Origin of the sequence: Salegentibacter salegens (assembly GCF_900142975.1) — a bacterium.
Classification (GTDB): Bacteria; Bacteroidota; Bacteroidia; order Flavobacteriales; family Flavobacteriaceae; genus Salegentibacter; species Salegentibacter salegens.
Window position 1 is genome coordinate 1,300,068 of the sequence record NZ_LT670848.1, and the last position, 25,575, is coordinate 1,325,642.

At 36.7% G+C, this 25,575-nt stretch carries 24 protein-coding genes and 1 tRNA gene; 9 read left to right on the forward strand and 16 right to left on the reverse strand.

The genetic code is table 11. The annotated features are described in order from the left end of the window. Positions 1 to 5 precede the first annotated feature (5 nt). Positions 6 to 1,088, forward strand: a complete 1,083-nt coding sequence (locus B5488_RS05865; RefSeq protein WP_079736538.1) for a Gfo/Idh/MocA family protein — start codon at positions 6 to 8, stop codon at positions 1,086 to 1,088. On the opposite strand, the gene B5488_RS05870 is transcribed toward B5488_RS05865, so the two are convergent. The 3 genes from B5488_RS05870 to B5488_RS05880 form a co-directional block, all read right to left on the reverse strand. After that, positions 1,089 to 2,195, reverse strand: coding sequence for a sensor histidine kinase (locus tag B5488_RS05870; protein WP_079734413.1), 1,107 nt, complete (start codon positions 2,193 to 2,195; stop codon positions 1,089 to 1,091). It lies immediately after the preceding gene. A gap of 12 nt (positions 2,196 to 2,207) precedes the next feature. Beyond that, positions 2,208 to 2,972: a LytR/AlgR family response regulator transcription factor gene (locus tag B5488_RS05875; RefSeq protein ID WP_079734414.1), complete on the reverse strand. Its 765-nt coding sequence runs from the start codon at positions 2,970 to 2,972 to the stop codon at positions 2,208 to 2,210. A gap of 285 nt (positions 2,973 to 3,257) precedes the next feature. Next, a complete protein-coding gene (locus B5488_RS05880; RefSeq protein WP_146128773.1) occupies positions 3,258 to 3,818 on the reverse strand; it encodes a hypothetical protein in 561 nt (186 codons plus the stop codon). A gap of 247 nt (positions 3,819 to 4,065) precedes the next feature. On the opposite strand from B5488_RS05880, the gene B5488_RS05885 reads away from it, so the two are divergent. Next, a complete protein-coding gene (locus B5488_RS05885) occupies positions 4,066 to 5,247 on the forward strand; it encodes a GAF domain-containing sensor histidine kinase (RefSeq protein ID WP_197686304.1) in 1,182 nt (393 codons plus the stop codon). Positions 5,248 to 5,293: 46 nt separating this feature from the next. On the opposite strand, the gene B5488_RS17840 is transcribed toward B5488_RS05885, so the two are convergent. From B5488_RS17840 to B5488_RS05895, 3 genes are all read right to left on the reverse strand, one after another. Continuing rightward, the gene (locus B5488_RS17840; RefSeq protein ID WP_154045343.1) at positions 5,294 to 5,443 is read right to left on the reverse strand and encodes a hypothetical protein; all 150 of its coding nucleotides are present in this window, start codon (positions 5,441 to 5,443) and stop codon (positions 5,294 to 5,296) included. 418 nt (positions 5,444 to 5,861) lie between these two features. Continuing rightward, positions 5,862 to 6,065, reverse strand: coding sequence for a dodecin family protein (locus B5488_RS05890; protein ID WP_075327335.1), 204 nt, complete (start codon positions 6,063 to 6,065; stop codon positions 5,862 to 5,864). A gap of 289 nt (positions 6,066 to 6,354) precedes the next feature. Then, positions 6,355 to 6,795, reverse strand: coding sequence for a universal stress protein (locus B5488_RS05895; RefSeq protein WP_079734416.1), 441 nt, complete (start codon positions 6,793 to 6,795; stop codon positions 6,355 to 6,357). Between the two features lie 425 nt (positions 6,796 to 7,220). Here B5488_RS05895 and B5488_RS05900 point away from each other — a divergent pair, with 425 nt between their 5' ends. Further along, a complete protein-coding gene (locus B5488_RS05900; protein ID WP_079734417.1) occupies positions 7,221 to 9,281 on the forward strand; it encodes an amino acid carrier protein in 2,061 nt (686 codons plus the stop codon). 77 nt (positions 9,282 to 9,358) lie between these two features. On the opposite strand, the gene B5488_RS05905 is transcribed toward B5488_RS05900, so the two are convergent. From B5488_RS05905 to B5488_RS05930, 6 genes are all read right to left on the reverse strand, one after another. After that, a complete protein-coding gene (locus tag B5488_RS05905; RefSeq protein ID WP_079734418.1) occupies positions 9,359 to 11,041 on the reverse strand; it encodes a formate--tetrahydrofolate ligase in 1,683 nt (560 codons plus the stop codon). Positions 11,042 to 11,388: 347 nt separating this feature from the next. After that, entirely contained in the window at positions 11,389 to 11,961 is a 573-nt protein-coding gene (locus B5488_RS05910) for a YceI family protein (protein ID WP_079734419.1), read from the reverse strand. Between the two features lie 33 nt (positions 11,962 to 11,994). Continuing rightward, complete coding sequence (locus tag B5488_RS05915; protein ID WP_079734420.1) at positions 11,995 to 12,696, reverse strand: DsbA family oxidoreductase; 702 nt, start codon at positions 12,694 to 12,696, stop codon at positions 11,995 to 11,997. A gap of 380 nt (positions 12,697 to 13,076) precedes the next feature. Further along, entirely contained in the window at positions 13,077 to 13,682 is a 606-nt protein-coding gene (locus B5488_RS05920; RefSeq protein WP_231919808.1) for a phosphatase PAP2 family protein, read from the reverse strand. 396 nt (positions 13,683 to 14,078) lie between these two features. Then, positions 14,079 to 15,317, reverse strand: a complete 1,239-nt coding sequence (locus tag B5488_RS05925; RefSeq protein WP_079733433.1) for an IS256 family transposase — start codon at positions 15,315 to 15,317, stop codon at positions 14,079 to 14,081. 69 nt (positions 15,318 to 15,386) lie between these two features. After that, positions 15,387 to 15,471 (reverse strand) — tRNA-Ser (locus tag B5488_RS05930). Positions 15,472 to 15,728: 257 nt separating this feature from the next. Between B5488_RS05930 and B5488_RS05935 the strand changes: the two genes are divergently transcribed. The 3 genes from B5488_RS05935 to B5488_RS05945 all read left to right on the forward strand — a co-directional run bounded on the left by B5488_RS05935 (position 15,729) and on the right by B5488_RS05945 (position 18,235). Then, the gene (locus tag B5488_RS05935) at positions 15,729 to 16,280 is read left to right on the forward strand and encodes a hypothetical protein (protein ID WP_079734421.1); all 552 of its coding nucleotides are present in this window, start codon (positions 15,729 to 15,731) and stop codon (positions 16,278 to 16,280) included. A 24-nt stretch (positions 16,281 to 16,304) separates the two neighbouring features. Next, entirely contained in the window at positions 16,305 to 17,009 is a 705-nt protein-coding gene (locus tag B5488_RS05940) for an SGNH/GDSL hydrolase family protein (protein WP_079734422.1), read from the forward strand. Positions 17,010 to 17,230: 221 nt separating this feature from the next. After that, a complete protein-coding gene (locus B5488_RS05945; RefSeq protein ID WP_079734423.1) occupies positions 17,231 to 18,235 on the forward strand; it encodes a M28 family metallopeptidase in 1,005 nt (334 codons plus the stop codon). Between the two features lie 193 nt (positions 18,236 to 18,428). Here B5488_RS05945 and B5488_RS05950 read toward each other — a convergent pair whose 3' ends face one another. Continuing rightward, positions 18,429 to 19,397, reverse strand: coding sequence for a fasciclin domain-containing protein (locus B5488_RS05950; protein ID WP_079734424.1), 969 nt, complete (start codon positions 19,395 to 19,397; stop codon positions 18,429 to 18,431). A 230-nt stretch (positions 19,398 to 19,627) separates the two neighbouring features. Here B5488_RS05950 and B5488_RS05955 point away from each other — a divergent pair, with 230 nt between their 5' ends. The 3 genes from B5488_RS05955 to B5488_RS05965 all read left to right on the forward strand — a co-directional run bounded on the left by B5488_RS05955 (position 19,628) and on the right by B5488_RS05965 (position 22,531). After that, a complete protein-coding gene (locus B5488_RS05955) occupies positions 19,628 to 20,029 on the forward strand; it encodes a lipocalin-like domain-containing protein (RefSeq protein WP_079734425.1) in 402 nt (133 codons plus the stop codon). 147 nt (positions 20,030 to 20,176) lie between these two features. Further along, on the forward strand, positions 20,177 to 21,367 hold the full coding sequence (gene mnmA / locus B5488_RS05960) for a tRNA 2-thiouridine(34) synthase MnmA (RefSeq protein ID WP_079734426.1): 1,191 nt from the start codon (positions 20,177 to 20,179) through the stop codon (positions 21,365 to 21,367). A 219-nt stretch (positions 21,368 to 21,586) separates the two neighbouring features. Further along, the gene (locus B5488_RS05965) at positions 21,587 to 22,531 is read left to right on the forward strand and encodes an NAD(P)H-dependent flavin oxidoreductase (protein WP_079734427.1); all 945 of its coding nucleotides are present in this window, start codon (positions 21,587 to 21,589) and stop codon (positions 22,529 to 22,531) included. Here B5488_RS05965 and B5488_RS05970 read toward each other — a convergent pair. The 3 genes from B5488_RS05970 to B5488_RS05980 form a co-directional block, all read right to left on the reverse strand. Further along, positions 22,528 to 23,067, reverse strand: a complete 540-nt coding sequence (locus B5488_RS05970; protein ID WP_079734428.1) for a DUF922 domain-containing protein — start codon at positions 23,065 to 23,067, stop codon at positions 22,528 to 22,530. The two genes, B5488_RS05965 and B5488_RS05970, sit on opposite strands and share 4 nt — an antisense overlap. Positions 23,068 to 23,152: 85 nt before the next feature. Beyond that, on the reverse strand, positions 23,153 to 23,554 hold the full coding sequence (locus tag B5488_RS05975; RefSeq protein ID WP_079734429.1) for an OsmC family protein: 402 nt from the start codon (positions 23,552 to 23,554) through the stop codon (positions 23,153 to 23,155). After that, positions 23,514 to 25,523, reverse strand: a complete 2,010-nt coding sequence (locus B5488_RS05980; protein WP_079734430.1) for an amino acid ABC transporter substrate-binding protein — start codon at positions 25,521 to 25,523, stop codon at positions 23,514 to 23,516. Before B5488_RS05980 ends, B5488_RS05975 begins: the two co-directional genes overlap by 41 nt. Positions 25,524 to 25,575: the final 52 nt, after the last annotated feature.

The window sequence follows — 25,575 nt, forward strand, 5'->3', positions numbered from 1 at the left end:
TAATTATGCAAGATCGCAGAACATTTATTAAAAAGTCGGGATTATTTGTTGCCGCTACTACCCTTCCAATACCCAATTTTTTACTTCCGAAGAATAAAGAAAAGCTAGGTGTTGCCCTCTTAGGCCTGGGAAATTACAGCACCGGGCAATTAGCTCCTGCACTTCAGGAAACCGATTATTGTGAGCTACGTGGCATTGTAACAGGAAGCCCTGAGAAAATCCCGGTATGGCAGAAGAAATACGGGATAAAAGATCAAAATGTGTATAATTATGAGAACATGGGAGATATAGCGAATAACGATGAAATAGATGTGATCTATATTGTTGTACCTACTGGATTGCACGCTAAATATGCTATTAAAGCTGCGAATGCCGGGAAACACGTTTGGTGTGAAAAACCTATGGCGAAAACTTCAAAAGAATGCCGGCAAATAATTGAGGCCTGTAATAAAAATGGGGTAAAACTTTCTATTGGCTATAGAATGCAGCACGAAAAAAATACACAAACCTTAATGAAATGGGCTGAAACCAAACCTTTTGGTAAAATGAAAAACCTAAAAGCGGAAGCCGGTTATTACGGCGACCCGATGAATCCCTGGAAACTGGAAAAAGAAATGGGTGGCGGCGCCATGTATGATATGGGCGTTTATCCTTTAAATGCCGCGAGGTATACCACCGGGTTGGAACCAATTTCGGTAAGTGCAAAACATATTACTAATCGACCCGAAATTTTTAATGAAGTAGATGAAACAACGGTATTTGATCTTGAATTTCCTAATGGAATTACCGCCAATTGCAGAACCAGTTTTGGAGAAAGCATGAATAATCTTGAAACCAATTGTGATAATGGATGGTATTATTTAAGGCCTTTTCAATCGTATTCTGGAGTTAAAGGAAAAGCCAGCGATGGGACTGTTTTAGCTCCATTCAGGAAAAATCAGCAAGCTGTACAAATGGATGATGATGCCCTGGCAATTATCAACGACAAAAAAGTTATGGTTCCCGGAGAAGATGGATTAAAAGATATTATAATCCTGGAAAAAATATATGAATCTGCCAGTAAAAACGGGGAACGTTTAAGTTTATAATCAGGTTTTGGAAAAGGGAATTTTTATTAGCGTTTCTACTCCAGCCTCTTTATTGCGTATTTTAAAACTCGCTCTTTTTCCATAAAGTGTGAGTAAACGATCCCTGGTATTAGAAATCCCAACTCCTTTTTCTAACAAAGCTTCTTGTTTCTCGCTAAGTGGTTTCCCATTATTATAGACGCTAAGCACCAGGTAACCTCTAGATTTATAAATATTGATTACAATCTTTAGATGTATATTATGGTAAGAATAACCGTGTTTTACAGAATTCTCTATAAGGGGTTGTAGTAGTAGCGATGGCACTAAGTGATCTAACAGGCTCTCGTCTATATTCTTTTCGATTATTAAATGATCTGAAAACCTTAAAGTGAGAATATTTAGATAATAGTCTAGCATTCGTAATTCCTTTCTCAAAGTAACCTTATAATGCTCGCTACTGTACAAGATTTCCCGAAGCAAGTCGCTTAGATCTGCAATGGTATCCTGGGCTTTTTTAGCATCCATTTCTACTAAAACCGAAATTGAATTTAAGGTATTGAATAAAAAGTGTGGCTGCAGTTGAGAAGACAACATCTTCATACGCGTATTGGTGAGTTGTGATTCCAGCAGCATCTTTTGCTTTTCGGTCTCTTTTACCTGTTTTAAATAATAATAAGTGTAGATGATGAAAATCATCGCAAAGTAGATCAGAAAATTAAGATCTATCACAAATATCATTCGGTCTATGCTGGCTTTTAAACTATAATCGGCAAAAGTCATTAGGCCGAGTAAAATCCCATGGAGATCAAAGAAAAACCGAATTACAAATCCTATTAAAATTGAAAATAAGGTATGCAGTAAAAAAATTCTAATCCAGGAATAATTTTTATCTAAAAGGCGCTTAGTACTTATCGCAATCAGGCTCATATAAATCACTACAATAATCCAGTCTATAAGCACATTGTGGATAATAATATCGTGCCAGGATTCTACGATTTCCCTGTAAACAAAGGCTCGCATATAAGCCAGTTTGCCCAAATATACCAGGTTAAATAACGTATAGAAAGCGGCCAAAAGCAAAATAAGCTTTACGTCTATATATTTATTTTTTAAGGCTGAAAAGCTCATTTTAAGATTCTTTTAAATTCCGAGTTTATCAAATAATTCTTTTTTATTGGATTTACTAATGCGTAATAATTTATTGTCCTTCATTTTTACATCTACTTCAGAGAAATCTGAATGCACAATTTCTTTAATATGATTCAGGTTAATAATGGCCGATCTATGAATTCTAAAAAAGGCGTGATCTTTAAAAAAATCTTCCAGGTTATTTAAAGATTCCCGAAGTAAATATTTATTATTTTCAGTGTAAATTTCAGCATAATAACCCGAGGCACAGATATAAGTGATTTCTCCAGGTGTTAGCAAAACGGTTTTGTTTCCCTGCCTAACCGGAAGTTTTAAAGGAATTTTGGAAGTTTTCCTGTCTTTGCTATAAACTTCAAATAAGGTTTGCAGGCGCTTTTCAAAATTTTCCTGGACTTCGAGATTTGAGATGTTAAGTACCTTTTTTATAGTTTTAAAAAACCGCTCGTCCCTAAAAGGTTTCAGCAGGAAATCGAAGGCTTCTACATCAAAAGCCTTAGTGGCATAATTGTCATAGGCCGTTACAAAAACAACTACCGGTTTTGGGTTCACATTAAGCTTTTGCAACACTTCAAACCCACTCATATCTTTCATACTGATATCAAGGAAAACAAGTCCTGGCTTAAGCTTATTAATTTGGGTAATGGCCGATTTCCCATTGGAGCATTCTCCCAAAACTTCAATTTCCTTTACTTCAGCAAGTAGGTTAAGCACTCTTCTTCTTGCCAATTCTTCATCATCTACAACAAGTGCTTTCATAATTTTTACTTTAAGATTCACCCATGTAATTTAAAACTATTTTTTCTTGTTCAATATTATTTTTTCACCTAAGTAACTGATAACAAATAAATTAATTTTATGAATACCCTTGATTTTGCTACCAGAGATCAATTTTCTGATGTAAAGAACCTGATATTTGCAGTAAACTATCTCGAAGCATTAATATTTCGATTATGGAAAGACATAAAAAATGCCTGTAAAGTTTTTGCGAGCTTCTTTTAGACTGAAGCTTAAACTTTACAGGCATTAATAGGACTAGAGAAATTACATACCGGCAACCCGCTCTTGCTCTATATTTTTAGGATCAATTTTAATAATTTTCGATTTATTATTTTTTACAACTTTAATTCGATAAAGTTCTTTATCCAGAAGCTTACCCTGCCCCCTGGCTTTGTAACTATTATTTACCATACTCCAGCCTTCGGTTTGTCTCCATAATTCGTTTCTTACCGCGAGAGGCAAAGCAATATCTTTAAATAGCTGCCTGGTTCGGTTTAATACTCCTTCTTTTGAATAATTGGCTTCAAGAAAACCTTTACTAGAATGAAAACGTACTAGATAACTATCATAATCTTTATATTTCACTTCTTCAATAAAGTTAGAAATATCAAAATAAGACTCCATAAATGCCATCGGGTTCTTAGTGAATTCAGCAGCAAAACTATCGCTAACATTATAGCTGTATTCATCGGGATTATCGGTTTCAGTGAGAATAATAGGAGAAGGAGAAAAAGCAATTCTAGTTTCTTCCAGTTCAGTAATTCTCTGAGCGTAGCTACTAAAGCTAAAGCTCACAAGCATCAAAATAACGACTAATGTTTTCATAATAATTAATTTTTAGGATTTATAAAAGGTTTAGGTACAAGCTTGTATTTAATTATATCCTAAAGTTAAGTAGCAAGACAGGTAAAATAATAATGAATGATCCAGACTACATTATTTTGATAATGAGCAGGTAGAAAATTGATATAAAGCGCGTAAGTTGAATTGCAACAATTTCAGAAATCAAAAATATTTACTAATTTTATAAACTTTTTACACTTAAAAATTTACTCTTATAAAGACATCCACCTTGCATAAAGATTATAAAGCAGACGTTGCAAATATTAATAAAATCCCCATCGTTACTCAGTTATTGGATATTATTTGTCTTACAACCGGGATGGGTTTTACTGCTATTGCCCGGGTCACAGAAGATAGATGGATTACCTGCGCTGTAAACGATAAGATTGAATTCGGGTTAAAACCTGGAGATGAACTTAAAGTAGAAACAACCATTTGTAACGAAGTACGCCAGCACGAGCAGGCTGTTTTTATAGATAATGTAGCTACAAGTGATACTTATGCTCAACATCCAACTCCTGCGATGTATAAATTTTCGAGTTATATTTCGGTTCCTCTTTATAAAAAAGATGGAAGTTTCTTTGGTACTATTTGCGCCATAGATAAAAAAAAGGCCAAGATAGATACTGAAGAAATTAGAGGTATGTTTCAGCTTTATGCTGAATTAATAAGTTTTCATCTTGAAGCTATTGAAGAAAAAGAAAACGCCGTAGCGGAACTTAACGAAGAACAACATATAGCAGAACTTCGGGAACAGTTTATCGCCATTTTAGGTCACGATTTAAAAAACCCGATTGCTACCACCAGAATGAGTGCTGAAATTTTAATGAAATTTAGTAAGGAAGAGCTTGTAAAGCGTAACGCAGCCCTTATTAAATCTACCAGCATTAGAATGGAAGGTTTAATTGATAATCTATTAGATTTTGCCCGCGGCCGATTAGGAGAAGGCATAAAACTTAATAAAACTAAAGATTCTAAAAAGTTGGAGGAGGTATTAAAACAGGTGATTAATGAATTGAAAATTATTTCTCCTGACCAGAAGATAACTTCAAATATTCAAATAAAAAATCCCGTGGATTGCGATCCAAACCGAATCGCACAATTATGCTCCAATCTTTTAGGAAATGCAGTCACCCATGGTACTCCAGGAAAATCTATAGAACTTGAAGCGATATGCTTAAATGGAGAGTTTAAATTAGCAATCACCAACGATGGGGTGAAAATTCCTAAAAAAGTAAGAGAGAAATTATTTGAACCTTTTTATCGCATTGAAGGAGAAGAACCCAAAAAAGGTTTAGGCCTGGGTCTTTATATCGCATCACAAATAGCTTCAGCTCACAAAGGTAATATACAAGTAAGTTCTTCAGATAAAGAAACTGTGTTCAGTTTTGTGATGCCAGCGCAAAACTAACCCGGCAAGCTTAAAAAGCCAACATAGTTTTTTTTAAAGTACGAGCCTAAAATATCAGGTTAAGCGTTCCCAATACAGCAAAAATGGCCGCAATTACAATCCAGGCCAGGATTAATAAAATAAAGAGCTTAGCCAAAAAATGAAAACCGGAAGTGGCTGTTTTGTAATTTTCAAGAAAAATATAAAAAGGGTTCATAGCACAAATATTAAGGTTAGACATAGAACCTTTATAGAAATTCGCTATAAAAAAGTAGTGGTATAAACTTATTATACTGAAATAATTGTTTTAAAGCTTTTCTTCTTCAAAATAATTTACCCAGAATTTTTAAAGGTAATTTTCCACCATATTCTTATGTTATTGTCCCAAAAAGTTCACCTTTAATTTAAGACTATAAATACATTTTTGAAACGGGGGAAATCCCGTATTAATTGACTTCAGCACTAAAATAGAAGAATATTAAAGTAAAAATTCTTTATTTTTTTCCTGTGGAAAGCGATTCAAGAAGTATAGAAATTTAAGCAGTGCTCGACTTATAAGGGAAGAAGTTGTTATAAAAAATGGGGAAGAATTTAATTAATAAACCACTTCCCCAGGAAATCTAACTAATTAAATTTTAGCTCTCTTTTTTAAAAGATATTTTTGCATTTACGGCGTACGAAGCAATTTTATTATTAATAACATTCGCATGCATTTCTTTTACGTAAACCGATTCTATATTCTTTACACTTTTAGAAGCCTCTGCAAGAGCGTTTCTTGTTGCATCATCAAAACTTTCTGTTGAACTTGCAATTACTTCAATAACTTTTACAATACTCATAATTTTTTATTTTTATGGTTATATCCTAAAGTTAATGAACGAGTTAGGCTATTGAAAAGGTTTAACAAACTATAACACGTAGTTAAAACCTTAATCCTAAAAAATATTAAAAATCGATTTTATAAAAAATTTCCCAGTTAATTGAAAATTTGTTTAGAACCGGGAAAAGAGTACACAAAAATCACGTTGTTTATTTAAAACAAAGTGCTTTTGCCCTTAACTTTAAATTAAGAGCTAACAGAATAAAATAGTACCCACGGCAATTACTTGCCGAACCGGTGCGAATTATTTATCCCAGCGGCACGGCCAGCAACGGAATTTGAAGATCGTCTATAAGATCTTTTTTCTTGTTTGATGTAAATAGGCCATATACTAAATTTTTCTTCTTGTGCCCGGCAACTACCAAATCAATATTACACTCCTCTACTAACTTTCTTATAGATTTTATTACCGAACCTTCAATAATACGGCCTTCAACCTCTACATTATACTCTTTCGCAACATTTTCGGCCCATTTTTCAATGGTAGCTTTTTCTTCTTTTCGCTCCTCTGCTCTTTTTTCATAAACATATTGAGGTCCGGCTTCCCTGGCGAGAAAATCATCGGGATCGGCTTGAGTAACGTGAATAAGCCAGATTTTGGCACTAGTTAACTTGGCAATATTTACCGCGTGTGAAATAAGTATTTCGGCATCATTTTTATGATCTACGGCTACTAAAATATTCTTCATATCAAGGCAGATTTAAGAAATTAAAAATAGGAAAAAATTACACGCTTCTAAAATATTTAGGTAGTAACATTCCTCCGCTAACGTCTAAATGTTTGTTTTTTAATTTTTCTAACTAAGGATTATACCTTATATTTACAGCTAATTTTTCAAATTTCATCTAAAAATAAAACAGGGTTAAAAACCGTTTTATTTTTCTTCTCGGCGGTCACGGGAACTTATGCTTTTCTTATTTTTCTATTTTATCTTCCTGATGAAAATAAGGTGACCCAAGAGTTTCTTCACAATTGAATGATTTTTCCTTTTTTTTATTGCTTCATTTTTCAATCAGAGATTTAAATTGAAATACGTAAAAGCTAACCCGATGATCTTTTAGGGAAGAAATGCTGTTTTGTTTCGTGTGGAATTTCAAATTTAGAAATTAAACTATGAAAAAGTATTTTCTTTTAATCCTTTTACTTCCTATTGCAATTTTAAATGCCCAGGAACTTAAGGTAGATGCCAAAGCCGGAAATATATCTAATTTAATTAATGACGGATTTATCGATTTAGAGGTCTCTGGGGGTGAACCGCCATATACCTATAAATGGTCCGATCAAAAAACGGGTTTAGCATCAAAATCGGCTCACGGTCTTACAGAAGGGATTCCTTATAGCGTAAAAATTACAGATAGCAGAGGCATCAGCCTTACCCGTGAAATTAAAATAAAGCCTAAAGCAATTACCGAACATTTTAATGGTGCCGCTGTACCCCTGGTAGAAAGCCTGGGGAATTTCTTGTTCTGGGACCCGTTTAGCGCAATTGGAATATATGATCCTGTGGTTTATGCCGAAACAGCTAAAGTACCTATCCCGGGTTGGAGCCCTGCTTTGGAAGACCGTTACATGCTAAAGGAATGGAAAGTTAATGAAGGCGAAAATGTAAAAGAAGGAGATCTTATTGCGATAGTAAATTCAGAAAGCAAAGGAGCTATAAATATTTATGCTAACACTAGCGGAAGCCTAAAACATCTCACTAATGCTGGAGAAGTAATTTACGATTCCAACAATAGCGATCATCTTATTAAGACCGGCGCTCATAATCTTGCCGAAATTAAATACCCCACTCCCCTACCCGTTACGCATCCCAATGGAGATCCTCAAACACATAATATTCCACTTATTGTTATTTGGTTAATATTTGGCGCGGCATTTTTTACGGTAAAAATGGGTTTTATCAATTTTAAAGGTGTAAAACATTCTATTGATTTAGCTAGAGGGAAGTATGATGATCCTACCGCGCCCGGAAAGATTACTCATTTTCAAACCATGGCTACCGCAGTTTCTGCTACAGTAGGGCTGGGAAATATTGCCGGCGTAGCCATCGCTATATCTTTAGGAGGGGCGGGAGCAACTTTTTGGATGATTATTGCCGGACTCCTGGGTATGGCTTCAAAATTTGTAGAATGTACGTTGGGAATTAAATACAGGGTAATCAATAAAGAAGGTAAGATCTTTGGTGGCCCTATGAATTATTTACAGCACGGTTTAGAGCGAAGAAATATGAAAGGCTTCGGAAAAGTTCTGGCCGTTTTATTTGCTGTTCTTTGTATTGGAGCAACCCTGGGTGGCGGCAATATGTTCCAGGCCAATCAATCTTTCGAAATTCTTGCAAGTCAGTTTGAATTTATGGAGGGAAATGGTTTTTATTTTGGTCTGGCCCTGGCAGGATTGGTTGGATTAGTAATTCTTGGAGGCATTGAGAGCATAGGTAAAGTAACGGGGAGAATTGTACCCTTAATGGCCCTTATTTATGTAGTTTCTGCTCTTGTGGTTATTGGCGTTAATTTCGAAAATATTGGTTCGGCATTTTCGGCAATTTATAATGGTGCTTTTAATGCAACGGCCTTAAAAGGCGGAGTGATAGGCGTACTTATTGTAGGTTTTCAAAGAGCTGCTTTCTCCAGTGAATCTGGAGTAGGTTCGGCGGCGATTGCACACAGTGCCGGAAAAACCCGTCATCCTGCTTCAGAGGGTTATGTAGCTTTAATTGAACCATTTATTGATACTGTTATCATCTGTACTTTAACAGCGCTTGTTCTTATTTTTACCGGCATGCACGAGGTAGAAGGTGTAGGCGGTGTACAACTTACTTCTGGCGCTTTTGCCACCGTAATGCCGTGGTTTCCTTACGTGCTGAGTATTGTTGTTTTTCTCTTCGCGTTTTCTACCATGATTTCCTGGTCATATTATGGGTTGCGAGCCTGGACGTATATATTTGGAAAAACTAATAGGAGCGAATTGGCTTTTAAATCTATGTTCCTAATTTTTGTGGTTATTGGAGCTTCGGTAGGGCTGGGAGCTGTTCTTGATTTCTCAGATATGATGATTTTAACGATGTCTTTCCCTAATATTATAGGTTTGTACATTATGTCTGGAGAAGTTAGAAAAGATCTAAAGGATTATAACCGAAGGCTGAAAGCCGGAGAACTATTTACAAAAACTTCTTAATCATATTTCCGAAAAACAAGAACCTTGGAGCAGTAGCCGGAAGGTTCTTTTGTATTTGAAAAAAATAGATATTGCTATTAAACCAGCCCCGAAATATTTCCTTCCAAATCTACTGTTATATTTTCTGAAGCAGGATGCGCCGGTAATCCGGGCATTCGCATTATATCTCCGGTTATGGGAATAAGAAATCCCGCACCCGCAGCTATTTCAATTTCCCTAACGTTTAGCGTGAAGCCTGTAGGTTTCCCTAAAAGTAATGGGTTATCTGACAGGGATTTTTGAGTCTTGGCAATACAAACCGGCAACTCTTCCAGGCCCAGGTCCATAATGGTTTTAAGGTTTTTCCTGGCTTTAGGAGAAAATTCTACCCTTTCGGCACCATATATCTTTTTTGCAATAGTTTCAATTTTAGTAACCACATCCTGCTCCCACCGGTAAAGTGGTTTAAAATCAGACTTATTCTCTTCAATAGCTTCAATTACTTTTGCAGCAAGATCAAGAGCTCCTTCTCCTCCTTTAGCCCAACCATCAGAAAGGGCTATTTTTACATTTAATTTTCTCGCAAGATCAAATATAACCTGTATCTCCTCATCGCTATCGCTGTAAAATTTATTGATGGCAATAACCGGGGTAATATTATATAATTTTGCGTTTTCAAGATGTTTTTCAAGGTTGGGAAGCCCTTTAATTAAAGCATCTACATTAGGAATTGTAAGCGTTTTCAAGTCTGCTCCCCCGTGATACTTTAGGGCTCTAATAGTGGTAGTCATTACCACTACCTTAGGGCTAAGCCCTGCACTCTGGCATTTGATATCGAGGAATTTTTCTGCACCAAGATCAAAACCAAAACCCGCTTCGGTCACGGTATAATCTGAAAGGCTCATTCCCATTCGAGTAGCGATTACTGAATTTGTTCCCTGGGCAATATTTGCAAATGGGCCTAAATGAATAATTGCAGGATTTCCTTCTATAGTTTGTACAAGGTTTGGCTTGAGCGCATCCTTAAGTAAAGTGGCCATAGCGCCTTCGGCATTAAGATCGCGGGCAAAAATTGGCTTTTTCCCGAAGGTATAACCAATAAAAATATTCCCTAAACGTCCTTTTAGGTCGTCCAGGTTTTCGGCAAGGCACATAATAGCCATAATTTCTGAAGCCGCGGTAATATCAAAACCACTTTCCCGCGGAATTCCCGCACCGGTTCCCCCAAGACCTATTACGATATTTCGCAGGGAACGGTCGTTTACATCCATCACTCTTTTAAGAGAAATAGTGCGAGGGTCAAGACCCAGGTTATTTATTTTTGACTGAATATTGTTATCTGTCAGGGCAGCAAGCAAATTGTGGGCTTTTTCAATTGCTGAAAAATCTCCTGTAAAATGAAGATTGATATCTTCCATAGGAAGCACTTGAGAAAACCCTCCTCCCGTAGCACCTCCTTTTAGTCCAAATACAGGACCTAAAGAGGGTTCCCGCAAAACTACCGTAGTTTTCTTTCCGAGTCGGTTTAAGGCTTCTGAAAGGCCAATAGAAACGGTTGTCTTCCCTTCTCCGGCCGGCGTTGGGGAAATAGCCGAAACCAGGATCAGGTTGGCATTCTTTCCCTTTTCTTTATCAATTCTGTTTAGCGGAAGCTTGGCTTTGTACTTTCCGTACATTTCAATTTCTTCAGAATCTAGTCCTAATTTTTGGGCAATTTCAGTAATAGGTTTTAACTCGATCTTTTGGGCAATTTCAAGGTCGGTAAGTGGTATAGTGGTCATCATCATTACTGCTTTTATAGACACAAAATTATATGCTATACCAGCTTTAAAAAATGACGGGTATCAGGTTATATTATATTATTCAAACGTTTTCGGAAATCTAGAAATTCAGAATCTCGTTTTAGTTTTATTTCCATAATAATTTGAAAACTTGTTATTCAGAATTCCATACAACAGTCTGTTTTTTATTAATTTAATTAAAACTTATCGTTGAAGTCATTGTTAAAAATCCTGCCACGGTGGGTTTGAATTTATTAAATCTGAACGTCCTGATATTTTTGAATTTTAAAATGAAGAGACTTATAGATTTTTAAGCAGAAAATTTCCTATTAGCCTCTTCCTTTATTTTACTGTTTAATGAATTCTCCGTCCACTTCAATGTTCACCTCATCACTAAGCATTGGTTCAGGGAAACTGGCACCTAAGTTAAAATCAGATCGTTTTATGGTTCCCGTAATTGCAAATCCGGAAGTCAAATCTTTACTTTGTGGGTTTTCTACCGTTCCACGATGCCAAACTTCTAAAGTGACCGGTTTTGTAATTCCGTGCAAAGTAAGATCTCCAGAAATTTTATATTTATTATCTCCATTTTTTTCAGAAGAAGTACTTTTAAAACTCATTTTTGGATGGTTTTCAACATCAAAGAAATCGGCACTTTTAAGGTGGCCATCCCTCCGGTCTACTCCGGTATTAATAGAAGCTACATCTATTTCCATTTCGTACTGGGCGTCACTAAAATCGTCTTCAGATGCTATAATACTGCCTTCAAATTCTCCAAATTGGCCTTCTATCTCAGCAATTCCAAGATGTACAATGTCAAAAGAAACCTGGGTATGAGCAGGATCGGCTTTCCAGGTGGTTTGTGCGAAAATGCTTGTACTTAGAAAAGCAACAAACAAAAAAGAAAATACTTGTTTCATAATATTTAGTTTAGATTAATAAAGTTTTATCCGTTAATCACAATTCCCATCAGTAGCACAGGAATCTCCGTCAGAAACCTCCAACTGACTTTTCTTCGGTTTAAATTCTTTCCACGCCTTTTCCAGGGTTTGCAAAAAGGCTTCTGCAGGCTGCGCTCCTGAAATAGCATATTTATCATCTATCACAAAAAATGGCACACCTCTAACTCCAATATTTCGCGCTTCCATTTCATCCTGTTTCACTTCGTAAGCAAAAGCATCAGACTGCAGCGTATTTTTCACTTCTTCGGTTTTTATCCCTATCAAGGTACCGATTTTCTGTAAAACCTCAGAATCATCTATATTCTTTGCTTCTTCAAAATGTGCTTTAAACAGTGCTTCTTCAATTTCATTTCCCAGACCTTTTGATTTAGCCAATTGAATAAGCCTGTGTGCCATAAAAGAGTTTGCGGTCACTGAAGTTTCCAGGTTAAACTTAAGTCCAACTTCGGCAGCCATATTGGTTGCCCCGCTAAACATTTCTCTTGCCTGAGCTTCGCTTACACCTTTTGCTTTCACGAAATACTCCAGGGTACTAAGATTAGGATCAGTCTTTAAATTTGGATCTAGTTGATAACTTTTCCATTCTATTTCCACTTGATCTTCCTGCGGAAATTTTGCCAGGGCAGCTTCAAATTTTTTCTTTCCTATATAACAAAACGGACATCTTACATCTGACCATATTTTAACTCTCATAGTTCTATTTTATAATATTAAATACAAACTTTATTGAAATTTTAGGAAGCCCGTTTTATAAACTGGCTTCTGCCTAATTCTAAATTTAATTTACTCAATAATTGTTATACAAAGATGCACAACAATCTTATTAAAATGATTCACCTAAGTTAACTAAGCCGGATTTTAGTAAAGATTCTTACGAATTCTACTTAAAGACTGGGGTTTAATTGCCAGGTAGGAAGCGATAATGTGTGGAGGAATACGTTGTATTAACTGCGTTCAACAAGTTTATAAGAAAAGTAAGTCCCTTCAAGAATAAAAAACTGGTAATTACAAGGGTTTCTAGCTTCAATAAATCGCAACAAAAATGATACTAATAATAATTCAATAAACCCAGTTTAAAACGTGTATCGAAATCCTACCAGGTAAGCATTATCGCCACTGGAAAATGTTACTTCCATTTGTTTATTCTCATAAGGAGTGGTAAAAAAGAAAGTACTTCCTATTCCTATGGCTGCTCCTGCCAGCACATCCCAGCCATCGTGCCGTTTAGCATTTAATCTACTATAGCCAGTAAAACCAGCAAGAATATAGGCAGGTATACTATATTTAAAACCGTATCTACGATGAAAAAATGAAGCACCCTGAAATGCTACCGAAGTATGTCCCGAAGGAAAAGCATAACCGCCACCTTGAAGCGGTCTTTCTTTATTGATTAAATATTTACCAGCACCGGTTACTGCCAAATTAAGCAGAAAACCTTTTGTAAACTGCCAGGACCCGGTTTTGTCTTTTAAAATTAGCGAAGTAGCAAAGGCTGAAACCGGAAGTAAAATAACCGAAGCATCTCCTGATTTCTCTATAAATGAATCTTCCTTTTCAAAAAACTGACTGTAAGTATTATCTGTGGATAATAAAAAAATACTACAGAAAATGATTAAAAACATTTTCTTAATTACATATTCAGGCTCATTGTTTTGTAAGGCAGAAGTTTGAAAAATCATTAGTTAATTTTAAAATTTATTTTTATAGTGTTAATCCTTAAAAATAAATGGAGCGTTTAACTATGGGAAAAAAGTATTTTTAAATTTTTCATAAACCTTGAGGAGAGAAGTTAAACTATTATTAAGGAAATCTCTTATTACCGGTAAAGTAATAAAATGGAGACAAACCTGATATTATATCCGTAAAATATACTTTCAAATGCTTACACCAAATTTTGATGAGTTGATGTAAACGAATTGAAAGATTTTTTAAATAATATAGGAAAGTTATAGACAAAAAAAGTCCTAAAATAGTAAGTTAGGACTTTTTGATTCGATTTGTAATGTAATTTGCGGGAGTGTTAGCTCAACTCTGTCTGCTTCTTCTCCCGGGGGTACCCCCGGGAGAAGAAAATTTTAGTTTTTCGTTTCATTGGTGGCTAAGTCCAACTCTAGCCGACCTTCAAATTTAATAGCTAATTGTTGAACTACCAAACCCCAGTTCTGCAGTGGGGCGTTCCATTTCTTTTCAATTCTTCTGGTAGCTAGGTAAACCAGCTTCAATAGTGCCATATCATTGGTAAAAGCGCCTTTGGTCTTGGTTACTTTTCTTACCTGCCGGTGAAAAGCCTCTACGGCATTTGTGGTGTATATGAGTTTTCTAATGGGTGCGGTATATTCAAAATAAGCACTCAATCGGTCCCAGTTATCATTCCAGGAACGGATCACTATGGGATATCTTTTGCCCCATTTTTCTTCCAGATCCAGTAAAGCCGATTCAGCCTGGTCTTTGGTGTCAGCCTTGTACACCAGTTTAAGGTCTTTCATAAAATCTTTTTGATCCTTACTGGCCACATACTTCATACTATTGCGGATCTGGTGGACAATACATAGCTGAATATCAGTCTTGGGATAAACAGAATGAATGGCTTCACTAAAGCCCGTAAGATTATCCGTACAGGCAATCAGAATATCTTTTAAGCCACGGTTGTTTAATTGGGTCAGCACCTGAAGCCAAAAATTGGCCCCTTCACTTTCCGAGATATACATACCCAGCACTTCCTTTCTTCCAGCTTTATTTATTCCTAAAATATTATACAAGGCCTTGTGCTTTACTTTGCCTTCTTCGCGTACCTTGAAGTGCATCGCGTCGAGCCATAGGATGCAATATACCGGCTCCAAGGGGCGATCCTGCCATTCCTTAACCTTGGGAATCACCCGGTCCGTAATATCACTTAGAACGTGTGTGGATATCTTGGAATCATACATTTCCTCTATATGAGCTGAGATATCCCGCAGGCTATTGCCCATCCCGTACATGCCTATAATCTGCTTTTCTAAATTATCGGCCAGGATACGCTGGCGTTTCGCTACGATCTCCGGCTCAAAGGTACTGTTACGATCCTGGGGCGTGTTAATGGTGACGTCCCCTTGGCTGCTCTTTAGGGTCTTTTTGCCTTTGCCATTACGCTTATTACCTGCTTTTGAGCCTTTTTCTTCATCGGAAAGGTGCGAAGACATTTCTGCTTCCAGGGCCTCTTCCATAAACTCCCTAAGCATTGGAGCAAAAGCGCCGTTTTTGCCGGTTAGGGATTCTCCTGATAAAAATTGTTTTAATGCTTTTTCCTTTAATTCCTTAATCTCTTCTTGTGTCATAATCTAGTCTAAAAATTTTAATTTAATTTTCAAAGTCTAGACAGACTTGAGATTACACCCTCTAATTTGCGGAGGAAGAGGGATTCGAACCCCCGGACCTGTAACAGTCAACAGTTTTCAAGACTGCCGCAATCGACCACTCTGCCATTCCTCCAATAAAGTGCCTCACATTTCTGCTTAGCGGATGCAAATATAACAAGCTTTTACAAATACACACAAGCTTTTCAATAAGTTTTTTTATGGTTTTACTGAATCCTCTAATTATCAGTATTTAGCATATTTAATATTTCTTTAGTTCTAATTTCCTGAATTAATTTCTACCTTCCTATCTGTTAGCAGTTAAAACAATTTTTGAAGAAATAAGTCTTAATTTTACCAGGCTTTCTCCTTTATTTAATATTAAATACCTCTATGAAAAAGCCGCTGTCATCTATTCATCTTCTTTATTATATTATTTTATTTTTCTCTTTTTCGACAATAGAGGCCCAGGAAAAAGCCGAATCATTAAACACAACAGAACAAAATACAACCAACTTTTACACTTCCAGGTATAAAACTCAAAATGCATTTGATGGGGTGGGTTATTACAAACTATTTAATCAAACCTTTAATTACGAAACCGATAAATTTCACATAGCTCTAGGTGCGGGTATCTTAGAGCAAAATACTATTTTTAATGATATGGCCCCCGGGTTTCATGGTAGCTTTAGTGCCAATTTTGAGTACAATTTAAATAACAGGTTTAGCTTTTATCTGTTTGGCAGATATTTAACCCCATCATTAAATAATGAAGAGCGACTCAATAACCCTCATATGGAGTTTATTTTTCCTCAAAGCGAAGTTGGAGCCGGATTAAGGGGGAATTTTAATAATGTTAACATTGATGTTGGTGCAAGTACCATTTTCGGTAATCAACCTCAACCAAATACTTTATTACGAACTAAGATATCTGTTGGTTTCTAGTATCGCTATCTAAATTTTAAAATTATGAAAAAAGTAATTTCAATTTCTGTGTTAATGCTTTTTAGCATCCTAATCTTTGCACAAAAAACAGAAACTCGTGAACTTATGGAACAGGATTGGGCCAATCTCAAAAATTATAAAGCAGAAAACGAAAAAATACTTGAATCCCAAAATTATCCCGATGTGGTTTTTATGGGAAATTCAATTACCGAAGGCTGGGTAAATTCACAACCGCAATTCTTCAAAAACAATAACTACGCTGGGCGGGGAATTAGCGGGCAAACCACACCGCAAATGCTTATTCGGTTTATGCCAGATGTTATAGACTTAAAACCAAAAGCAGTGGTAATTCTTGCAGGTACCAACGATATTGCCGGAAATACCGGATTTTCTTCCGTAGAAATGATTACCGATAACATTCAAGCTATGGCTCAACTTGCCCATGCAAACAATATAAAGGTAATCCTGGCCTCCATCCTACCTGTTTATGATTATCCCTGGCGACCCGGCTTAGAACCTGTTGAAAAAATAGCCGAGATAAATTCCTGGATAAAAAAATATACCGAAAATCATTCGCACACCTATCTCGATCTTTTCAACGCCTTAAAAGATGAAAAAGAAGGATTGCCAAAGCAATATTCTGAAGATGGGGTGCACCCAAACCTCGCAGGCTATAAAGTGATGGTGCCACTTACCAAAAAAGCTATAGAAAGCAACCTAAAGCAGTAAAATGCCTCCGGGCAAGCCCACTAGGCATTTTATAAGAAAAACATTTTGATTCGAGACATCCCGATGCTTCGGGACGGAGCATTTAAATCTCAATTAGCGGTAAATAAAGAAAGTTTTACAGACTTCTCTGAAATTTAAACCGAAACTACTATCTTGCTGCGACTTTAATAAGAACTTCGAAGATATAATGCGAAGTATCAAATAAAAAAATTAAATAAACTATGAAAAAAATGCTTTTAGTAGCCATCACTGCAGGAGTTGTAAGTTGTGGCACTCAAAAAAATGTTGAAAACGCTAATCCGATGGAGTATGCTGAAACCATTACTGCATCTGAATTAAGGAATAATCTTACCACTTTTGCCAGTGACGAATACGAAGGACGAAACACCGGTGAACCTGGACAGAAAAAAGCAGCTGAATTTATTGTAAATGAATATAAGGAAATGGGTATTGAGGCTCCTGAAGGATATTCAAATTATTACCAGGAAATCCCTACTGAATTTTTCAACGGGAAACTTAAGGCTTCAGAAAATGTATTGGGTTATATAAAAGGAAGCGAAAAACCTGAAGAAATTTTGGTAATCACCTCTCATTACGATCACGTAGGTGTTGATGATGAAGGAAACATTTTTAATGGAGCCGATGACGGTGGTTCAGGCCCAATGGGCATCCTGGAAGTTGCTGAAGCTTTTAAAGAAGCTCAAAAAGATGGCTATACTCCTAAAAGATCAATTCTTTTTATCCATTTAACCGGTGAAGAAAAAGGACTTTTAGGTTCTAAATATTATGTTGAAAACCCCGTATTTCCTTTAGCTAATACCGTTGCTAACCTTAATATGGATATGATTGGCCGTATAGATAAAGAACACGAAGGAAATGATAACTATATTTACCTTATTGGTAGCGACAAATTAAGTACCGATCTTCACGAACTTAGTGAAAATGTGAATTCAGAATATATGAATATGGACCTGGATTATACCTACAACGATGAAAATGATCCTAACCGTTTTTATTACCGAAGTGACCATTACAACTTCGCGAAAAACAATATCCCGGTAATTTTTTACTTTAACGGAGTTCACCCAGATTATCACAAACCGACTGATACAGCAGAGAAAATTGAATATGAAGCTCTTAAGAAAAGAGCACAATTGGTATTCTTAACTGCCTGGGAAATCGCTAATCGCGATGAAAGATTGGTAGTAGATAAAGCTGAAGAATAAATTTTCTTTCGTCAAGCTGAACTTGTTTCAGCTTCTAACTTGTTTTTATTGACAATATCTTAGATCTCCGAATAAATTTCGGAGCAGACTCTGAAATAAATTCGGGATGACATTTAAAACTTTAAGTAAACAATAAAAAAGCCCCGGAAAAATTATTTTCCGGGGCTTTTACTTTTATTTAATCAATCAAAAATTATTCAGCAGGAAGCAGAACAGTATCAAGCGCATGAATTACACCATTGGTGGCTTGAACATCGGCTGCGATAACTATAGAAGTTCTACCTCTTTCATCGGTAATTACTACATTATCTCCAAGGTTTACGGTAAATTCACCACCCTGTAAAGTTTCTACCATCATATCATCAGATAGATCTCCAGATCTTACATTAGCTCCAGCAACAACGTGGTATCCTAAAACAGCTTCTAAAGTTGCAGTTGGGATATCTGCAAGTGAACCAGCTCCAAGCTCATTTAACAATGCAACGAAAGCATCATTTGTAGGTGCAAAAACGGTAAATGGTGCAGGATCTTCTGTTGCCATTAATGTTTCTACAAAATTAAAAGATTCTTCCCTGGTTAATGCCTGTACAAGAATATCAAAATTAGGATCGGCAGTAGCAAAAGTAGTTACATCAGGTAATCCAATAACTGCATCTACAGCGTGAATCACTCCGTTGTCTACTTGAACATCAGCAGTAGTAACAGAAGAAACTCCGTTAATCCTCACCCCGTCAGCAGTATTAATGTAAAGGCTTAAAGGTGAATCTGAAGCCATTCCTGTCGCCATACTTTCAATATAGCCGGTAGACAGAGCGCCAGAAGTAATTTCCCCTTCCTGAACGTGGTTTAATAAGATTTCGGTTAAAATATCTACAGGAACCTCCTCCAGACTACTGAATCCGTTAGTAGATAAAAAGGAATTAAATGCGGCATTGTTTGGTGCAAAAACCGTGTAATTGGCAGAGCCGTCTAACGTAACATCCAACCCAGTTACCTCTAATGCAGCGGCTAAGGAAGAATAATCATCATTTTCGGCCACAAAATCTGCAATGGTATTTGTTGGCGTAATCACATCCCCTCCATCATCATCGTCACTGCAGGAGAAGAGACCAAAAGCCAAAAATGCCAGTACAGCAAGTTTTGTAAATTTAATAGTTTTCATAGTTCTAATTTTTTGTTATACTGTAAAAGTACACGAGACATTCATTATATTTTGTTTATTGTTTGTTAATTAATTTAGAACAATAGTTAAATGTTTAATTAATCATACTTTAATTTAAACAAAATATTTTTTCTTTCGCTTATTCTAACACAATATTTAGGGGCTATCTACGCTTAAACCTATGACTTGTATAAAATTGAATATATTTACAAAAAATTAAAACCTACGTTATGAAGAAACTTTTTTTAATGCTGTTTAGTATTGCCTTCCTGGCATCTTGCAGTGAAGATGATGATGCTAATGCGAATGGTGATGATCCTATTCTTGGCACCTGGTATGTAGTTGAATTGGAAAATGACTTTTCTGATGATGAATTAAATCAATGTAATCTTAATTCCAATATTACCTTCAATGCCGACAATACTGCTAATTCTAAAGTTCATGAGGAGGTTGAAGGAGAATGTATGGCAGAAACTAGCACCGCTGAGTGGGAAAGAAATAGTAACGGCCAGTATACCTTCGATTTACCATTCCTTGGAAGACAAACGGGAGATGTTGAATTTTCAGGAAATAGTCGCTTTATATTTTCAGTGCCCTCATTGCCTGGGGTGAGCCTAACCTTCGAAAAATAATTAATAATTATTTTTATTTAATGGGTGGCTTGTGCCGCCCATTTTTATTTCCCCCCACTCCTTTCTCATTACAGCTTTCTCTTAAATTTTCGTAATTTCGCAAACTCTTTTCCGACTTTATACGGAAAGGATTTCAATTTTAGTTTTATGAAAAAGAAAGTAGTCGTAGGTTTATCAGGCGGAGTAGATTCCAGCGTTTCAGCATATATTTTGCAACAGCAGGGTTATGAGGTAATCGGGCTCTTTATGAAAAACTGGCACGACGATTCTGTAACTATTTCAGACGAATGCCCGTGGCTGGACGATAGCAACGATGCAATGATGGTAGCCGATAAACTGGGTATTCCTTTTCAAACCGTAGATCTTAGCGAACAATACAAAGAACGTATCGTTGATTATATGTTCAACGAATACGAACGCGGCCGTACGCCAAATCCTGATGTTTTGTGCAACCGTGAAATAAAATTTGATGTTTTTATGAAAATCGCTCTTTCCCTGGGCGCTGATTATGTGGCTACCGGTCACTATTGCCGAAAAGGAGAAATTGAAAAAGATGGTAAAACTATTTATCAATTACTTTCCGGGAAAGATAATAATAAAGATCAGTCGTATTTCCTTTGCCAACTCACGCAGGAACAACTTTCTAAAACGCTTTTTCCTATTGGAGAATTACAAAAATCTGAAGTGAGAAAAATCGCTGCAGAACAAAAACTGGTTACTGCAGATAAAAAAGATTCGCAGGGTTTATGCTTCATCGGAAAAGTGCGTTTACCAGATTTCCTTCAGCAGAAATTAAAGTCTAAAGAAGGGAAAATCATAGAAATTGAAGCCGAAAAAAATATTTATAATACTGAAACTCCCGAATTCAGCAACAAAAAAGAAGAACTTGAATTTCTTTCCAGAAAATTCGAATATGCCACCGAAGATGGAAAAGTAGTGGGAAAACACCAGGGCGCGCACTATTTTACTATAGGTCAGCGTAAAGGCCTTGCCGTTGGTGGAACCCCAGAACCACTTTTTGTGATAGATACCGATGTGAATGAAAATGTAATCTATACCGGCCAGGGAAAAAACCATCCCGGAATTTACAGAAAAGCCCTTTTTATCGAAAAAGACGAAGTGCACTGGGTTAGAAAAGACCTGGCGATAAGTGCCGATGAAACATTGAAAGTAAAAGCCAGAATCCGTTACCGTCAAACACTTCAGGATGCAACTCTACACCAAACCGAAAATGGAATGTATGTGGTCTTTGAAGAAGCACAGGCTTCCATAGCTGAAGGCCAGTTTGTAGCCTGGTATGAGGGCGAAGAATTATTAGGTTCAGGGGTTATTTCTTAAATTCGGAGAAAAATTAATGTATATCTGTTTTCACTCATAAATAATAAAAGTAACGTCATGCTGAACTGGTTTCAGCATCTAACACTAATAGTACTATCCACTCAACAGACCCCTGAATAAATTTCGGGGCAGGCTCTGAATCATTCCGAAGCGTCGGGACAGGGTGACGTCCCAATTTTAGAGTATAACTATGTAGGAGTATAAAGAAAATTTAAGCAAATGCCCAACAATAAAATCACGCAGCTTTTTAATATTCAATATCCAATTATCCAGGCCGGAATGGTTTGGGCAAGCGGCTGGAAACTTGCCAGTGCCGTTAGTAATGCCGGCGGACTCGGGATTATTGGTGCAGGATCTATGTATCCAGAAATTCTTAAGGAACATATTGAAAAATGTAAAAAAGCTACCGATAAGCCCTTTGCGGTAAACGTGCCACTCCTCTACCCTGATATCGATAAGATTATGGAGATTATTATCCAGGAAAAAGTGGACATTGTTTTTACTTCTGCCGGAAATCCTAAAACCTGGACTAAACATTTACAAAAGCACGGTATTAAAGTGGTACACGTAGTTAGCGGAGTGAAATTCGCTTTGAAATCTCAGGAAGCCGGTGTAGACGCTGTTGTAGCTGAAGGCTTTGAAGCAGGTGGCCATAACGGCCGGGATGAAACTACCACCTTCACTTTAATCCCAATGGTGAGGGAAAAAATCGATATTCCCTTAATTGCTGCAGGCGGAATTGCCACAGGCCGCGGAATGCTAGCCGCAATGGTTCTTGGCGCCGATGCCGTACAGGTTGGTAGCCGATTTGTAGCTACTCCTGAAGCTTCTTCGCATAAGAATTTTAAAGAGATGGTGGTAAAAGCCCAGGAAGGTGATACTAAACTCACCCTTAAAGAGCTCGCTCCTGTTAGACTTCTGAAAAATAAATTCTTTGAAGACGTTCAGAAATTGTATGCTGAAAATCCTTCAAAAGAACAGCTTATTGAACTTTTGGGCCGTGCACGAGCTAAAAAAGGAATGTTTGAAGGCGATCTGGAAGAAGGAGAACTTGAAATTGGCCAAATTTCAGGATTAATTCATGAAATAAAACCCGCTGCAGAGATTGTAAAAGAAATGATGGAGGAATTTGAAACTGCGAAGAAAGAAGTTTCAGCTTTTTAGCTGGAATATTCGCTTAGCTTATCCAGCTCTTCTTTTACTAAAAATCGCCACTTAAACTCGGCTTCTTTGTCCATACTGTGACTCGTCTCCTTATCAAATTGTGCTTGCATCTGGCGGCGCTGTTTCTCAATTTCAGAATAAATAGCATCCAGTTCTTTTTTCATCTTTGTGCCAGGCTCGAAGTTTTCCAGCGCTTTTCTAAGTTTCCGGGCGTGCAATTCGGTGATATCAAAATGCAGTTGTTCGTGCGCCAGTAAATAATCGACTTCCTGAATTTCCTTTACCCAGGACCTATTGGGATAAAAGTTACTCCCAACTTCGTAATTCAACTCTAAGCCGTTGCTGCTTTCCCTGGAATTCCAGGAGAAGGATATTCCCGAATTGGTATTCGCTTTATAAGGAAGATGCTTTTTAGGACTTGCTTTAAAATCCTCCCAGCTTAAAATTCTGTCTTCAGCCCAGCTTAATTTTTCATCTTCCTGCGCCAAACCCTGAACGCTAAAAACAAATATTAGCAGGAAAAACGAAATTTTCATATGTAGAAATTTATTGTTTTTTAATTGTCATATGTAATTCGCATACCTTCATTGGTGCTTGTATCTTATCCGCGATATGCTCATTTCATAAATAATTAAAGCTAATTATCTTCTCCATATTGGGATGCAGACTCTCCAGCACGGGGCAGTTTTTTGCCGTATGTTCCAGAATTTTTTGTGATTTTGGCGTGTAAGTTTCGGGGAAAGTAATCACTATTTCAACCTTAGAAATTCGCCTGGGTTCAGCGGCCATGGTTTTAGTGATTTCAGCAGTGGTTCCTTTTAAATTCACTTTCAAATCATCGGCTTTAATGCCCATAACGGTGAGCATACAGCTTGCTAAAGCGGTGGCTACAGTATCTGTTGGGGAAAAAGCCTCGCCTTTTCCGTGATTATCGGTTGGCGCGTCGGTAATTATCTTAGCTCCACTTTTAAGGTGTTCGGCTTCAGTCCTTAAACTCCCGGTATAAATTACTTTGCTGGTCATTGACTACTTTTAAATTAAGTTCTTCATCTAAACTCATAATATACACCGCATCATTATAAAAACCTCCATTGCGTTTTGGCGTATAATGAAATTTATTCTCGTGATATTCAGTAAAACCGGTATGCTTTTCAAAAGAATTATAAAGATTTTCAGCAGAAGCTAATCTTAACAGCACATCTAAAGTAAGATCGTAACCCCTAATTACATATTGATTAGGAATCATATCAAATTCTTCCTTGTAAGCTTCTATAAACTCTTCAGAAGAAGCGGTGTCATATTCCTTATCTACTGAAGGATAATGAAAATTAAGTCTCCCTAAATGTTCGTTATCTACGTTATCGTCTTCATAACCACTATTTCTCTCGGTAGTAAATAATTTAATTTCGTGATTTCTTGCTAAACGGTTCAATGCTGAAGTTGCACTACTTAATAAGCCAACATTAGAAGACTCAAGAATCACCCAGTTTTCCTGAGTTCCTGAAAGCTGCGCTTCAATCTTTTCTGCACTTAAATAATTATCTGAAGGAAGAATTACCCTTGAATTTGGTAAAATTTGAGTCAGTTCATTCTTCACCTGGTTTTTAGCCCCGTCAGCAATAATAATAACATTTTTGCCACCAGCGTTTTTCTCCAGATAATTGAACATTGCATTTTTCAGAATTTCATCAGTAGGACGCGACTGAAAAAGATTTTGATAAGATCGCATTTCACGATTTGACAACGGACTTATTACCGGAACATTATACTGTGTTAATTTTGAGGCGGTGGCTTCAATGGTATTCTGCAATAATGGTCCAATTACAGCATCTACATTCGTAAAATCATTGGAGTTAATCAAATTTGTAACATCCTGAACATTACGGCGGGTATCATAAGTTCTTAAACGGGTAGAAATCCCCAATTCTTTTGCTTTTTCAACCGCCATTAGTACACCACTGTAAAAATCCAGAGAAATACGAAGTACGCGATCATCCAGAATTGCATCTTTATAACTTGAAGTAGAATCGCTATCTATTTTATTTAGACTATAAGGCAATAATACTACGAGTTCTTTTGTATTAAAATTGTCTAATTTTTCACTAAGGTCTAAACTTATATTAGAATCATCTTCTGCATCGCTTTTAAGTTCTTCGGTTTCTCCTGCTTCCAGATTACCTTCTCCCTCTCCCGTATTGGGAACTTTCAAAACCATTCCTGTTTTTAGACCATCTTCTAAAGCAGGATTTAAAGAAATAAGTGAATCCTGCGGAACATCGAACTTGCGAGATAATCCGAATAAGGTTTCTTTAGCTTTTACTTCATAAAATTCAAAAACCTCATCGGTTAAGATTACCGGTTCGTCCAAAACATCGGTACCCACACGTATCATAACGCCCGGTTGTAAAACTTCAACTTTAGGATTTAATTCTTCAAGTTCCTTCACAGTAAGACCATATTTACGGGCAATCCCATATTTGGTTTCTTTAGGTAAAACCACGTGCTCGCGGGTCTCAGAAGTTTGGGGTTTATCGGTTGCCGGGATCTCCAGATTTTCAGAAGAAGCTATTTCAGTATTAGTGGCACCTTCTTTTCGCTGCGGAATAAGAATCTCTTCTCCCCGTCGTAATTCTTCGGAATAAAGATGCTTATTAAACCTTTTAATCTCATCAATTTCAACATTATAATCTTTAGAAAGTCGGTATAATGTTTCTTTGCGCTTTACGGTATGCGTAATAAACTGAACATCTTCATTTTCAGCTGAAACTTTTTCCTTTTCGCTTAATGGGATTACTAATTTTGACGATACCTCTAAACTATTGGCTTTAGCATCGGGGTTGTATTTATAAATCGCTTCTTCTGAAACATTATAAGATTTAGCGATGCTGTAAACAGTTTCCCCGGCTTCTACCGTATGGTATTTAAATTCCTGGGCTGACGCAGAAAGACTGGACAGCTGAAATAAAAAACAAACTATTAAAAGGTATTTCATATTTATTGGTTTAATCCCTCCATGAGGGTTTAATTTCCCGTGGCTTGCCTCG

Excerpts from the sequence above, each read along its gene's own strand:
- B5488_RS05900 (WP_079734417.1), top strand. The coding sequence starts at position 7,221 with ATGAAAAAGTATTTTCTTTTAATCCTTTTACTTCCTATTGCAATTTTA.
- B5488_RS05980 (WP_079734430.1), bottom strand. The coding sequence starts at position 25,523 with ATGAAATACCTTTTAATAGTTTGTTTTTTATTTCAGCTGTCCAGTCTT.
- B5488_RS05915 (WP_079734420.1), bottom strand. The coding sequence starts at position 12,696 with ATGAGAGTTAAAATATGGTCAGATGTAAGATGTCCGTTTTGTTATATA.
- B5488_RS05895 (WP_079734416.1), bottom strand. The coding sequence starts at position 6,795 with ATGAAGAATATTTTAGTAGCCGTAGATCATAAAAATGATGCCGAAATA.
- B5488_RS05925 (WP_079733433.1), bottom strand. The coding sequence starts at position 15,317 with ATGACACAAGAAGAGATTAAGGAATTAAAGGAAAAAGCATTAAAACAA.
- B5488_RS05905 (WP_079734418.1), bottom strand. The coding sequence starts at position 11,041 with ATGACCACTATACCACTTACCGACCTTGAAATTGCCCAAAAGATCGAG.
- B5488_RS05950 (WP_079734424.1), bottom strand. The coding sequence starts at position 19,397 with ATGAAAACTATTAAATTTACAAAACTTGCTGTACTGGCATTTTTGGCT.
- B5488_RS05975 (WP_079734429.1), bottom strand. The coding sequence starts at position 23,554 with ATGACCAGCAAAGTAATTTATACCGGGAGTTTAAGGACTGAAGCCGAA.
- B5488_RS05865 (WP_079736538.1), top strand. The coding sequence starts at position 6 with ATGCAAGATCGCAGAACATTTATTAAAAAGTCGGGATTATTTGTTGCC.
- B5488_RS05955 (WP_079734425.1), top strand. The coding sequence starts at position 19,628 with ATGAAGAAACTTTTTTTAATGCTGTTTAGTATTGCCTTCCTGGCATCT.
- B5488_RS05890 (WP_075327335.1), bottom strand. The coding sequence starts at position 6,065 with ATGAGTATTGTAAAAGTTATTGAAGTAATTGCAAGTTCAACAGAAAGT.
- B5488_RS05875 (WP_079734414.1), bottom strand. The coding sequence starts at position 2,972 with ATGAAAGCACTTGTTGTAGATGATGAAGAATTGGCAAGAAGAAGAGTG.
- B5488_RS05910 (WP_079734419.1), bottom strand. The coding sequence starts at position 11,961 with ATGAAACAAGTATTTTCTTTTTTGTTTGTTGCTTTTCTAAGTACAAGC.
- B5488_RS05935 (WP_079734421.1), top strand. The coding sequence starts at position 15,729 with ATGAAAAAGCCGCTGTCATCTATTCATCTTCTTTATTATATTATTTTA.
- B5488_RS05945 (WP_079734423.1), top strand. The coding sequence starts at position 17,231 with ATGAAAAAAATGCTTTTAGTAGCCATCACTGCAGGAGTTGTAAGTTGT.
- B5488_RS05940 (WP_079734422.1), top strand. The coding sequence starts at position 16,305 with ATGAAAAAAGTAATTTCAATTTCTGTGTTAATGCTTTTTAGCATCCTA.
- B5488_RS05970 (WP_079734428.1), bottom strand. The coding sequence starts at position 23,067 with ATGAAAATTTCGTTTTTCCTGCTAATATTTGTTTTTAGCGTTCAGGGT.
- B5488_RS17840 (WP_154045343.1), bottom strand. The coding sequence starts at position 5,443 with ATGAACCCTTTTTATATTTTTCTTGAAAATTACAAAACAGCCACTTCC.
- B5488_RS05870 (WP_079734413.1), bottom strand. The coding sequence starts at position 2,195 with ATGAGCTTTTCAGCCTTAAAAAATAAATATATAGACGTAAAGCTTATT.
- B5488_RS05920 (WP_231919808.1), bottom strand. The coding sequence starts at position 13,682 with ATGATTTTTCAAACTTCTGCCTTACAAAACAATGAGCCTGAATATGTA.
- mnmA (WP_079734426.1), top strand. The coding sequence starts at position 20,177 with ATGAAAAAGAAAGTAGTCGTAGGTTTATCAGGCGGAGTAGATTCCAGC.
- B5488_RS05880 (WP_146128773.1), bottom strand. The coding sequence starts at position 3,818 with ATGAAAACATTAGTCGTTATTTTGATGCTTGTGAGCTTTAGCTTTAGT.
- B5488_RS05965 (WP_079734427.1), top strand. The coding sequence starts at position 21,587 with ATGCCCAACAATAAAATCACGCAGCTTTTTAATATTCAATATCCAATT.